Source organism: Endozoicomonas numazuensis (assembly GCF_000722635.1).
Taxonomy (GTDB): domain Bacteria; phylum Pseudomonadota; class Gammaproteobacteria; order Pseudomonadales; family Endozoicomonadaceae; genus Endozoicomonas_A; species Endozoicomonas_A numazuensis.
This window is the reverse complement of the sequence record NZ_JOKH01000001.1, coordinates 1,198,914-1,211,328: the sequence shown is the minus strand read 5'-3', so window position 1 is coordinate 1,211,328 and position 12,415 is coordinate 1,198,914. Positions and strand designations below refer to the sequence as shown.

The window sequence follows — 12,415 nt, the reverse complement described above, 5'->3', positions numbered from 1 at the left end:
CATTAAACAGGCTTAAGCACCAAAGAAGCTAATGGCGGCAGAGTCAAAGAAAGGCTCTGCTCAAATCCGTGATTGGTTTTATGAACTGTTTCAATTCCTTTACCCGGTGCTACACCACTACCCCCAAACTCTTTTGTATCCGAATTCAGCAACAGCTTGTACTTTCCTGCTACTGGAACGCCGAATGTATAGCCATGCCTGACGTTTGTCGTCATATTATGAATGACGACTAAAGAGTGCCCTTCTGAATCAAACCGCACATAAGCCAGTACACTCTGATCCCGGTCATCTGAAACCAGCCATTGAAAGCCCGACTCTGAACAATCCAGCTCATAAAGTTCCGGACAAGTCTGATAAAGCTTGTTCAGTTTGCGAGTGAGCTTCTGAATACCTGCATTGAGAGACTGACTGTCTTCCACCAGCTCCCAGTCCAGTCCCTTATCGTGATTCCATTCATGCCAGCTGCCGAACTCTCCCCCCATGAACAGCAACTTTTTGCCGGGGTGGGTATACATAAAGGTAAGATAAGTTCGAAGGTTGGCAAACTTTTGCCAGTCATCACCCGGCATACGGGTCAGCAAGGTACCTTTGCCATAAACCACTTCATCGTGTGACAGAGATAAAACAAAGTTCTCACTCCAGGCATAGACGGTACTGAATGTAATCTTGTCATGATGGTACTTTCTGTTAATGGTTTCCTCTTTCATATACTCAAGAGAGTCATGCATCCACCCCATATTCCACTTATAACCAAACCCTAATCCATTGTCGTACACAGGTCGGGACACCCCTGGAAAACTGGTGGATTCTTCAGCAATCGTCATGGCCGTTGGAAAACGCTCATAAAGGGTCTGATTCAACCTTTTCAGGAATGAAATAGCTTCAAGGTTTTCATTGCCACCCTGGATATTGGGTTCCCACTCACCATCATTTCTTGAGTAATCCAGGTAAAGCATCGAGGCGACCGCATCGACCCTCAGCCCATCAATATGGAACTCATCCAGCCAGTAAAGAGCACTGCTGATCAGGAAGTCCTGAACCCAGGGACGGCCAAAGTCATAAATGCAGGTTTTCCAATCCGGATGCCAGCCCCTTCTGGAGTCGGGATGTTCGTAAAGCGCAGTGCCATCAAACTTTGCCAGACCATGATCGTCATTCGGGAAATGAGCCGGCACCCAATCCAGAATGATACCAATGCCCGCCTGGTGGCATCGATCCACAAAGTATTTGAAATCGTCGGGACTGCCGTAACGACTGGTAGGGGCAAACATGCCAATGGTCTGATATCCCCAGGATTCATAAAGAGGATGCTCTGCAACCGGCATCAGTTCGATATGAGTGAAACCCATCTTTTTGACATAGGGAATCAGCTTTTTCGCCAACGCTCTATAGTCCAGTGGTTCACTCTCTGGTGATCTCTGCCAGGAACCCGGATGCACCTCATAAATAGACATAGGTTTGTCGTATAACTGACCTCTGGTGTCCAGCCAGCCTTTATCCTGCCATTGATATTTCTTCTCATCATGAACAATAGAAGCCAACCCTGGCCATTGCTCTGAAAAACGGCCAAAGGGGTCTGCTTTCAGTGGTAAACAGTTACCCTGGGCATCATGAATTTCATATTTATAAAGCGCTCCTTCATCCAGTTCAGGAATAAACAGTCGCCAGATTCCATCATCCGCACTGGCCATTGGATGCAGACGGCCATCCCACTGATTAAAGTCACCGACCACACTGACTGAACGGGCATTGGGCGCATAGACCCTGAATAACACTCCCTGAACATGGCGTCGGGCGTTGAAACTATGCTGCTGAAGCTGAGCTCCTTGATGACGGTAAAGAGCATCAAAGTCTATGCCTTCTTCCTTCAGAACATATTCACCAAATTGGTAGGGGTCATAGATTTTTTGATGCCCCCCCCCTTCCAAATAAACAGACAACTGATAATTAAAATGCTTTCGACGACGAGGAAAAGATAACTCAAACCCCCCTGAGTCAGACTTCCTCATCGAACCCATTAGCTTACCCGTAGGATATTCTGAAACATCCACTCTAAAGGCATCTGGACGCCAGACTCTTAAAACCAAACCTTTACCGGATGGGTGGCCATGCAAGCCCAGGAAACTGAAAGGAATGGCGCAATGCGTATGCAGCAGCTCTTGCTCACGATCAAACTCAAACCCTGATCTAACAGATGATGGTTGAACAGCTATAGTCATAGATATCAGATTCTAGATTTATTGAAGCAGGTGACACCTCCCTTCCCTCCATAGATGAAAGAAAGGGGATGAGGGAACAGCATGGAAAATGCTTAGCCGTCAGCAAAAACTTCAGAAACCATTGCTTTCGCTTCTTCCTGAATCTGCCTAAGGTGATCGAGACTCACAAAGCTTTCAGTATAGATCTTATAAACAGCTTCAGTGCCGGACGGTCTGGCTGCAAACCAGCCTTTATCCGTGACGACTTTAAGGCCACCAATGGCAGCACCGTTTGCCGGAGCATGGGTTAACTTGGCGGTAATGGGATCCCCCGCCAGAGTATCGGCTTTAACCATGGAAGGATTCATGGCTGACAGCACTTTCTTCTGTTCATCCGAAGCCGGCGCCTGCAGTCGTTCATAAACCGGAGCACCATATTTTTCGGTCAGCTCCTGGTAATGCTCACCCGGATCTTTGCCAGTAACAGCTATGATCTCAGCGGCAAGAAGAGCCAGAATGAAACCATCCTTGTCTGTACACCAGGTGGTGCCATCTCGACGAAGGAATGCAGCACCTGCACTTTCTTCACCACCAAAGGCGAGTTCTCCAGTCGCCAGACCATCAACAAACCATTTGAATCCGACAGGCACTTCTGCAACTTCTCTGCCCAGCCCTTTCGCAACATGATCAATCATGGCACTGGACACCAGAGTCTTGCCTATTTTGGCATCCGATGGCCAACTCTCGCGATGGCTATAGAGGTAATTAATCGCTACTGCCAGATAATGATTGGGATTCAGCAGTCCATGCTCACGAGTCACAATACCATGACGGTCAAAGTCAGGATCGTTACCAAAGGCAATATCAAAGCGGTCTTTCAATTCAATCAGACCCGCCATGGCATAGGCTGAAGAACAATCCATACGAATCTTGCCGTCTTTATCGACGTGCATAAAAGAGAAAGTAGGATCAATCCTCTTGCTAACCAGCTCAATATCCAACCCATAACGCTTGGCAATGGGTTCCCAATAATGCAAGCCTGAACCACCGAGCGGGTCCACTCCAATCTTGATACCCGCCTTACGAATAGCCTCCATATCAATCACATTTTCCAGATCATCAACATAAGGCGTAATGTAGTCGTATTCAGAGATAAACCGGGATGCCATCGCCTCATTAAGCGACCACTGTTTAACGCCTTCCAGCCCCTGACCAATCAATTCATTGGCGCGATCCTGAACCCAGTTAGTCACCTCGGTACCTGCCGGACCACCGTGGGGAGGGTTGTACTTGAAGCCGCCGTCTTCAGGTGGATTATGAGAAGGCGTGATGACGACGCCGTCTGCCTTGTCCTGATGATCCCGATTATAAGAAACGATAGCGTGAGAAATCACCGGAGTCGGTGTATAGCCTCTGCCTTCCTGTATTCGAACATTAATACCGTTCGCCGCCAGAACCTGAATGGCACTGATCAATGCAGGTTCAGACAGGGCGTGGGTATCCATACCGACGAACATAGGTCCGGTAATATTGTGCTCAAGTCGGTATTCACAAATAGACTGAGTAATGGCAACAATGTGAGCTTCGTTAAAGGTGGCCTTGAAAGATGAACCCCTATGCCCTGAAGTACCAAACTGGACTCGCTGAGAAGACACGGAAGGGTCTGGCTGAATAGCGTAATAGTCGCTGACCAGACGGGGAATATTGGTCAGCATGTCGTCTGTAGCGACTTTACCGGCTTGAGGATGCATGCAGAATTCCTGAGTAAGTGACCCTGAAGCATAAAGCAAAAATCGCTCCAGATCAGAAAACAGTAAGGCTTACGTTACCCGCCCTTATATAAAAAGGCAGTGTCGGAATACCACTATTATATCCTCATGCAGACGTCCCAGAAATGCTTTGTCTGTCATTCCATAAACGATTCCTTCATGAAAAGCTTTATAGAGAGTGGTTTCAGGAATACAGGTCGCCCTGTTCAAGAGTCGCTTTGTCTTGAACAGGCTCAGACTCTGGCCAGGCAGGCTTTTCCTTTCTCTCCCAAGCTTCATTGACTGCCTAGAGCCACTCAGCTCTGGATTCAGCGGATAATAACCCAAATTTGGCGCTAAGATTCAGTCCTGTATTCTGCTATTTTTTTCTTTTCCCCGCCCCGGTCAGCCGCTCTCTACAAAGCATATCCTCAGGTGCGTAATCACTGGCCACCTGTCTGATAATGTCCTTATCAGACAGATGCTTCTCCAACAAATCTTTTAAGTATTGGTCAATGGGTTGCTGATAATAAACTTTCAGGTAAGAACAGCAGGTTTCGAGGCTACTGAAACTTTCTTACAAGGCTCTTTTTCTGCTGCTATCTGGACCTTTTCAATCGTTGAAATGAGCTTGGATCTGACCTTTCCAGCCAGCTTTTCCTGCTCACTTTGATAGACAACACTGCCAGTATTTTTCTTCGTGAAAAGCCTGCAGCATTCATCACCCAAGTGATCACAATTTTCCGAGAGGTAAACTTTTGAGAGCAAATCTGAGCAAAGCAGCCGTGCCAGCTTTGACTTACCTTTAACAATCATCTCGTCTCTAACTTTGCTCTGCTCCCCCCCATCGTAACAACACCAGCAAGTCTGGCGCTGATTCCAGTTCTGATAGTCTCCGATCAAGATAACTGTCCTGCTGCACCCTCTCTAATCCTTCCGGAATATCCAGCTCTTACTCCAGTGCTTGCCTGAATTGTATTCTGGCAGGACAGAAGTTCACTTCAGAAAGCCACTCTTTCATCTGCGACTTAATCGCTGCTGGCTGCACAAAACGCAATGCATTCTCAGACTCAATATCCTGCTCGACGGTTGGGCAAGCTGGCCGCCCTATTCATGCTTTCTCTGAGGACGGGAGCAAAGCCTTCCTCACCCTGATCCACATAACGATGATAAGCATCAGCAAGACGCAAGTTATTCAAAGCTTCCACAACCTGGAGAGCACTAATATCGCTTGTTTGCTCACAACCTGCCTCAACGGAAAAAATTGTCTGTAAATGGTGGGAAAGTTCTGCGGTATTGGAACTGCAAATCACTTTGTCTCTCAGGGAAATCTCAGCCTTAGCCAGACTGTCGATCATCTGCTGGGTGGACAGACGTGAGGGGATTTTTCTAAATGCTCTGGAGCCAAACGACAAACGAGCTGTTTTATTTGCCTTGGGTTGCCCTGCACCCGATACACACTTTAAAGATGAAGGCTTCTGAAGGGGATAAGATACTGAGTCCATACGGGCCTCCTGCTCATTCGCGATACTTCGAAGTTCCATCCATTTTTGACGTTCCGCCGCTTAATTAGTGCCTGACTGCAATGCAATATGAACTAACCTTTCGGTCGTAGTCAGATTTTGGCAGAGTCTCATGCAGCCCAAGCCAGCAGAACCATTAAATCTTAAATTGATCTCCATTGTCAGTCTGGGAAGTGCTCTGGAAGTCTATGACTTTATGATCTATGCCCTGATGACGCCATACATCAGTCAGCTTTTCTTTCCTGAGCAGGCATTGAATGAAAGCCTCATGCTGACTTTCGCTACCTTTGCCATTGGTTATGTTTCAAGGCCACTGGGAGGCGTTCTGTTCGGGCACCAGGGTGATAGAGAAGGCAGAAAAAAACCCTTTACCTTCACCATCCTGCTCATGGCCCTTTCCACACTGCTGATTGGTTTTTTACCTACCTATGACCAGATTGGCTATTTTGCCCCACTTCTTCTGATGTTATTACGACTGATCCAGGGGGTCTCCATGGGAGGCGAAACTGGAGGGGCCCTGACCTACATCAGCGAGCATTTTCCCGAGAGAATTGGCATAGCCAATGCGTCTGTCATTTCAGGTATGTGCGCAGGACTACTATTGGGATACTGTGTTCATGGCTTATTGATGCTAATACTTGGCCACGATGGCTTATTGCAGTACGGCTGGAGAATTGCATTCTGGCTGGGTGCCTTCCTGGGCATTCTTGGCTATTTGATTCGTCGCCACTTTCAGGAAACTCTGCTGTTTCAGAAAATACAGGCCTCAAAACAACTTTCCAGCATGCCGCTACTGACCGTTTTAAAGCACTATAAAAGACAAGTTGTATGTGGTGCTGTGGCCATTATTACTCACAGCACAACCATCATACTCTTACAGGTGTTTTTACCTTCCTGGTTGCAACTTCATTATCAGTCATCAACCATGGCATTTCACTCCACCATTATGGCCGCACTGATTGTCATTACCGTTCTGATATTTGGCCTGCTTTATGATCGCAGTCATCCTAAAACCATGCTGAAAGCGGCGATATGCTGTCATTTATTCATAGGACTTCCCTGGTACTGGCTGGTGATCCGCTATCCCGACCTGAATGCATGGACACTTCCTATGTTTTCTTTGCTGGTTGGATTAATGTCAGCTACGCAGATTCCTATTGTTTCTGAACTTTTTCCAACCCGTGTCCGGTATACCGGCATAGCTCTAAGCTACAACATGGGCTTTATCGCAGGTGGCATAACCCCCTTAATCTCTACCTGGCTTATCGAGATATCCAACAAAAACTGGATGCCTGGCATTCTGCTCACTCTGGGTGGATTGGGCGGTCTGGTTGTACTGAGACTTTATACTTCAACACCTCATCACAATCAGGACTCAATCACCTTAACAGCTACGGAATAAAGGTACAGAAATGACTATCCTTAAGCTAAGGGACATGCAAGCCTGGATAGATACAGTGGTTGAAAACCCGAAAGCCCACTACAACCTGCAAGCAAAACTCTTGGATACTGCGGTCGAAGTATTGGACAGCCAGCTTCAAAAGACCCGAATCGCCGAAGCTATGCTGGATGTCAGAGATCAGTTCGAGAAGATGCTGCAAGACTCTCCCCTTCCTATAGAAGAGACACTTCCTGTTTTTCAGGATGCCTGCCAACGGGTGGATCAATACAAGGAAGAACCCTCGGATGACTGGAATCAACGACTGTCAGAACTCAACAAAGATCATGGCAGTCTTCTGTCGTTTGCCAGTTTGGTGCAATTAACTTCTGAAGCGACGTCTCAATACAACCAACTGGAAACATTCCTGGATGAGAAAGTGACCGCCTTCAATCAGCTGCAATCGGTTCGTGAAGAAATGTCGGAAAGAGATGAGCCTGACTTTACTTCCCGTCAGGCCTAGGAGGCTGACCGAGAATAGACAGCCCGGCCTAAAATCCAGAAAGAACGGCCATCTTTTCCACTGAATTTGCTTAAATAGGTCAACTATTCGCACAAATTCAGTGAAAAAGCTGACTCGTTCTACTGAATTTTATGCTCGGACGCTATTCTCGGTCAGCCTCCTAGCCCGGAAATTTCATAAAGTGTCGAGCTTCTCGCTCTGCTATTTTTTCGGCTGACACATTTTTCCAACATATTCATGCTTATTGCATGGATCTGTTGGAAAAATGCTGTCATGGCGGGAAAAGAGCTAGCGAAAAGCCGACGAGCGATGTTCGTTTCTTTTCGTATACATCAGAAAGCGAACATCTCAGTATTTCAGCAGTCTTTTCCCTGATTAGAGCGGCTTTATGAATTTTCCGGGCTAGTACTGATCAGATTTCAGACTGACGGTGAAGAACACCCAGCTGACTCTGATCAATCAACTCAAAAGACTTCAGGGCGAACGGCGCACTCAAGCCACTGTTCTCAAAAATCTTCTGATCCAGCTTCAAAGCCACCTGTTGCAAACCAGGTGTTAACCAGTAAGCAGAGTGACTTCTCATAATAGAGCGCATCTCTCCATTTTCGTCGGTGCCATAAAGCGTAGCTCGCAGCTCATAACGACCTTCGGAAGCCACATTGATCATGCTGTCAGCCAGTGTGTCATCTTCCATCACCAGCTTGATATCTTCCAGCTGAGCGGTAGGTGTTGCGACAGAGAAAGCAATTTTACCACTCCGTCTGAGCTGATTGTTTCCTTCAGGAGCATAGGCATCAATATACAACTCATGTAACTCTCCAGGTCTTGTGTGACCGAATCTGGAAGGCATATCAACCTGCCACTGTCCTTTTTTACCCTCTCTCAGTTTTACCCAGCTGGTTTCTCCATCAGGGCTGACGACATAGGCCTGATAGTCTGCGCCGGATAACACCCGATGACGATCTTTCATCTGGGCGCCAAAGGTGATGGCTTCGCCGGACAACAGAGACAATCTGGGAGCAGACATGTGAAGCTTCTTCTGACTGCCTTTTTCCTTGATATTGATCAGGTACTGATCCGAATCACGGAGACTCTGACGGGTTCTCATTTTGAAGCGGCCGGTACCGATCGAAGCATTAAGCTTCATAGCTCCGGATCGTTGGAAAATACTGTCTGATGCCAGTTGGGTTTCATTAATCATGTTGAGCTTGGCAGCATTCATGGGCTGTACCTCGCCCTCTCTGAAAATCTCCAGCTGATCAGGATTGATGGCATTGGCTCGGCGACTGCCCTGTGGTCGTGGAATTTCAGACAGTCCGGGCTGCTTGCTCACCAGTCCTGGCTGAATAGAAGGTAACCCTGTCTGATTACCGCCAAGGCTTTGCCTTGCATCGGGTAGAGTCAAGGATGAAAACCGGACCAGTGGTTCTGGCTCACTGATATCCAAATCAATCCCAGACTTCAGTTCTGCCCCGGAAATCTGGAACCAGTACTCATTACTTTCCAACGCCACTTCAGCGGATTGATTGTTCTGCCAGACTTCACCGCTTTCGGCAAAACTGAAATGAATGTCTTTCTGTTCACGAGTGATACTTTCTATGCCCCGCTGTTGCATGGGTACCGAAAGACTGTTCAATTCGAATTCATTGGCCGACACACTGCCAACCGCCATAAGACTGACGCTGGCTACGATCAGGCTCGCTATCATTATAGTTTTCATGATATTACCCCTGAATTTCGCTACGCAGAATGGTGTCGAGTTTGAAGCAGTTACGTCTGCTCTGATGATGACTCAGCGGCTCTCGGCCTTTTGTTCGGCTCTTGTCGTAGAAAAGAACGGAACCGGCACCCGCCTGGGAAGTGCACTCCAGAAATCCATCAGAACAGTCATCCAGCCAGTTCTGAGTGGTTTCTAAAGACACCTGATACTGATAACCACCGCAATAGCTGTCACTGTCCCAGATGGCAGAATCCACATCACTCCCTATTACCGTTTCAAAAGGCTTTGGGAGAGAGGGTCTGCCCTGAGTGCCATAGAGATATTGAGCGTTATAGTTCGCCATCCAGCTGACTTGCTGCTGCTTTACCGCATCTGAGCCATAACCCAGAATCCATCCTAACGTTTGCTCGAAGACATTGCCCTGATTGACAGCATCTGCCAAAGGCGTCCCTAAACTGGAAGGAGCCAGTGCTATAACTCTGCTGAGGGTGTTGATAATATTGGGAAAGCGCGAGTCTGATGTAGGGTTAGACATAATCCAGCGAACTACATTCCCGCCATTAGAGTGCGTAATGGCGACCAGATCGGTAATCCCTTCGTTATTGATAAAGTTAGTCAGCTGACCAGAAAGGCAGCCTGCAGCATCCTGATGCCACATAAACTGATCAAAGTCACAATTGATCACCACGTACTTACTGCTATCAGGAATACCCTGTCGTACAGAATTTACAAAATTACCCGTCCAATAGTTGTCGTAAGCATTGGTCTGCTTACCCGTGCCATGAATAAAAGCTACGCCCTTTGAGGCCATAGCGCCTGTTGCAAACAGCCAGAGACTGAGAGCTATTAAAGTCCGGTGTGTTTTCATCATATTATTTTTATTGTTTGATTAGTTCAGGTGCAGGTCATTCACAGAGACATAAAACAACTGTTTGAAAGACCTGTTTGTATAATATCTGAGCAGGATTAACACTCGATACCCCAAAATGCACCAAACAGGTGAATATATGACTTTGATCATAAAACGGGCATCTGACGGATGCACAGATGCCCTGTTTTAAGATAGGCATTATTTAGACAAGCGCCTTATACAAGGCGCAAGAATGATTGTGTCAGAGGTGTTCTTCAATGACTGCCAGTGAGCAGGCTTCCAGCTCATACCAGCCACGTGTCAGAAGAGTTTCTCTTGAAAAAGACGACTCAGAACTCGTATCCAGCAAGCGAGTCCACCATCTGTCTTTAGTGGTAGCTGAGCCATGATTGGACTCAATCTGAGGCAAGGATACTTTTCTGGCCTGATCTTCATTGTTGATCAAAATATACAGACACTGGACTTCGGTATCCGACAATGGCGACGTTATTTTTAAACAGAGGCATCCCCCTCCCAGCTCTCCTAACTGAGCTTCAGTCAGCAGGCTGCCGTCCGGGTCATACCAGGTTATCCCGTTTCGACCTCCAGAACCTCCCAGTAAAGGATGGTTTTTGCGAAGAGCAGTCAGCTGCTGCACAAAGGATTGCAACATGGCTCCCTCGCAACGGCTGTCTCGCATCCAGCTCCAATCCTGCCAGGATAAAGGCCCGTCCTGACAATATGCATTGTTATTACCCTGTTGGCTGTTACTAAATTCATCACCTGATAACAGCATGGGGATGCCACGAGACAGCATCAATGTGGCCAGCATATTTTTTCTGACTCTCAGTCTGTGAGAGAGCACTCCACGATCATCCGTCTCACCCTCTACTCCATAGTTTCGTGAGAAGTTATGCTGATCACCGTCCCGGTTATCTTCGCCATTAGCATGATTACGACGTTCTTCGTAGGCACACAAATCATTCAGAGTAAAACCGTCATGACTGCACAGGTAGTTAATACTGGCTAATGGACGACGTTTACCAAATAAATCCTCAGAACCAGATATTCTCCAGCCCATTTCAGCCAGACGCCCACTATCACCCCGCCAATAGGCTCGGCTACTGTCCCTGAAACGATCACTCCACTCCTGCCATTCACCAGGAAAACCAGACAACCGATAACCTTCTGGGCCAATATCCCAAGGCTCTGCGATCAGCCGGGTACGGGAAATCACCGGGTCCTGATGGACAGCACGAAAGAACGCACTATCGTATCGGTACTCGCGATGCTGCCGCGCCATAGTAGGCGCAAGATCAAACCGGAAACCATCGATCTGGTATTCTTCTGTCCACAGACGTAATGCATCCATAGTCAGCTTCAAAGTCTGGGGGCTGTCAAAGTTCAGAGTATTGCCACAGCCGGTATAGTTGACGGCAGATAGACGACCATTATGATCATCCATCAGATAGTAATCCCTTTCTGCCAAACCTCGCATACTCAGACTTGGGCCACCATACCCGGATTCGCAGGTGTGGTTATAGACAACATCCATGATGACTTCGATACCGGCCCGATGCAGCTCACGTACCATTGTCTTCATTTCCGTGACTGGATCCTCAATCGCCAGTGAAGGCTCAGGTGCCATCATGCAGAGAGGGTTATAGCCCCAGTAATTTCTGAGCCCCATATTTTCCAGGCGCTCTTCATTGACCAGCGACGTCACAGGCAACAACTCAACGGCGGTGACACCCAACCCTTTCAGGTACTCGATCACACTGGGGTGACAGAGCCCCAGGTAAGTCCCTCTCAGCGCTTCCGGCACATCTGGATGCTGCTGCGTAAATCCTTTTACGTGCACTTCGTAAATAATGCTGTCTGCACTGGAGGTACCCGGCTTTTTTACAGACTGCCAGTCGAAAGAATGCTCCCTTACCACACTGCGAGGCATAAAAGCAGCACTGTCCTGCTCGCTCTTCAACCACTGTTCAGCACTGTCTGCAGAAGAAAAATTCTTTACTTTATAAGCACTGTCATCTGACTGCGAGTACCACTGGTAGTCGAACAAGGCGTCAGACCATTGGACACGGCCTCGTACTTCACGGGCATAAGGATCCATCAACAACTTTTGACTGTTAAATCTAGGAGAAATAGAGGGTGACCAGGCGCCATCCGCACGAAAACCATAGCACTGACCGGCACCTATACCTTTAACCAGAAGATGCCAGACTCCCTGATCGGAAGGCATCATTTCCAACCGTTCTTCTTCATCATTCTGATTAAACAGGCAAAGATAAAGTTGGCTGGCATCTGGTGCATAGACTGCAAAATTAACACCTACAGCTTTATTATCAGCTGTCGGTATAAAATCTTCATTAACTCTTGTTGCCCCTTGCAGCTCGGGGCACCCCGCTGAAACAGAAATATCAGTGATCACAATAACTTTTTTCGCTTAAGGCTGTTTTCATTCAAATT

9 protein-coding genes are annotated in these 12,415 nt (G+C 47.5%); 3 read left to right on the top strand and 6 right to left on the bottom strand.

The features are described from left to right. Positions 1-2 precede the first annotated feature (2 nt). On the bottom strand, positions 3-2,219 hold the full coding sequence (glgB, locus tag GZ78_RS05315) for a 1,4-alpha-glucan branching protein GlgB (protein ID WP_051785838.1): 2,217 nt from the start codon (positions 2,217-2,219) through the stop codon (positions 3-5). Between the two features lie 92 nt (positions 2,220-2,311). After that, the gene (gene pgm / locus GZ78_RS05310; RefSeq protein WP_034833325.1) at positions 2,312-3,949 is read right to left on the bottom strand and encodes a phosphoglucomutase (alpha-D-glucose-1,6-bisphosphate-dependent); all 1,638 of its coding nucleotides are present in this window, start codon (positions 3,947-3,949) and stop codon (positions 2,312-2,314) included. A 177-nt stretch (positions 3,950-4,126) separates the two neighbouring features. On the opposite strand from pgm, the gene GZ78_RS30605 reads away from it, so the two are divergent. Further along, positions 4,127-4,249, top strand: a complete 123-nt coding sequence (locus GZ78_RS30605) for a hypothetical protein (protein WP_269078735.1) — start codon at positions 4,127-4,129, stop codon at positions 4,247-4,249. 767 nt (positions 4,250-5,016) lie between these two features. Here GZ78_RS30605 and GZ78_RS05295 read toward each other — a convergent pair. Next, positions 5,017-5,451, bottom strand: a complete 435-nt coding sequence (locus tag GZ78_RS05295) for a hypothetical protein (RefSeq protein ID WP_152558559.1) — start codon at positions 5,449-5,451, stop codon at positions 5,017-5,019. A gap of 130 nt (positions 5,452-5,581) precedes the next feature. On the opposite strand from GZ78_RS05295, the gene GZ78_RS05290 reads away from it, so the two are divergent. Next, the gene (locus GZ78_RS05290; RefSeq protein WP_034833319.1) at positions 5,582-6,871 is read left to right on the top strand and encodes an MFS transporter; all 1,290 of its coding nucleotides are present in this window, start codon (positions 5,582-5,584) and stop codon (positions 6,869-6,871) included. Between the two features lie 10 nt (positions 6,872-6,881). Beyond that, positions 6,882-7,370 carry a hypothetical protein gene (locus GZ78_RS05285; protein ID WP_152558558.1) on the top strand — a complete coding sequence of 163 codons (489 nt, stop codon included), beginning with the start codon at positions 6,882-6,884 and terminating at the stop codon, positions 7,368-7,370. Positions 7,371-7,782: 412 nt separating this feature from the next. On the opposite strand, the gene GZ78_RS05280 is transcribed toward GZ78_RS05285, so the two are convergent. From GZ78_RS05280 to glgX, 3 genes are all read right to left on the bottom strand, one after another. After that, positions 7,783-9,090 carry a DUF4785 domain-containing protein gene (locus GZ78_RS05280; RefSeq protein ID WP_034833315.1) on the bottom strand — a complete coding sequence of 436 codons (1,308 nt, stop codon included), beginning with the start codon at positions 9,088-9,090 and terminating at the stop codon, positions 7,783-7,785. A 4-nt stretch (positions 9,091-9,094) separates the two neighbouring features. Next, positions 9,095-9,961 carry a hypothetical protein gene (locus GZ78_RS05275; protein ID WP_034833314.1) on the bottom strand — a complete coding sequence of 289 codons (867 nt, stop codon included), beginning with the start codon at positions 9,959-9,961 and terminating at the stop codon, positions 9,095-9,097. Positions 9,962-10,202: 241 nt separating this feature from the next. Then, positions 10,203-12,377, bottom strand: a complete 2,175-nt coding sequence (glgX, locus tag GZ78_RS05270; protein ID WP_051785837.1) for a glycogen debranching protein GlgX — start codon at positions 12,375-12,377, stop codon at positions 10,203-10,205. Positions 12,378-12,415 lie beyond the last annotated feature (38 nt).

What these genes read in the sequence shown, in the direction of transcription:
- glgB (WP_051785838.1), bottom strand. Translation starts at nt 2,219, where the DNA reads ATGACTATAGCTGTTCAACCATCATCTGTTAGATCAGGGTTTGAGTTT.
- pgm (WP_034833325.1), bottom strand. Translation starts at nt 3,949, where the DNA reads ATGCATCCTCAAGCCGGTAAAGTCGCTACAGACGACATGCTGACCAAT.
- GZ78_RS30605 (WP_269078735.1), top strand. Translation starts at nt 4,127, where the DNA reads ATGAAAAGCTTTATAGAGAGTGGTTTCAGGAATACAGGTCGCCCTGTT.
- GZ78_RS05295 (WP_152558559.1), bottom strand. Translation starts at nt 5,451, where the DNA reads ATGGACTCAGTATCTTATCCCCTTCAGAAGCCTTCATCTTTAAAGTGT.
- GZ78_RS05290 (WP_034833319.1), top strand. Translation starts at nt 5,582, where the DNA reads ATGCAGCCCAAGCCAGCAGAACCATTAAATCTTAAATTGATCTCCATT.
- GZ78_RS05285 (WP_152558558.1), top strand. Translation starts at nt 6,882, where the DNA reads ATGACTATCCTTAAGCTAAGGGACATGCAAGCCTGGATAGATACAGTG.
- GZ78_RS05280 (WP_034833315.1), bottom strand. Translation starts at nt 9,090, where the DNA reads ATGAAAACTATAATGATAGCGAGCCTGATCGTAGCCAGCGTCAGTCTT.
- GZ78_RS05275 (WP_034833314.1), bottom strand. Translation starts at nt 9,961, where the DNA reads ATGATGAAAACACACCGGACTTTAATAGCTCTCAGTCTCTGGCTGTTT.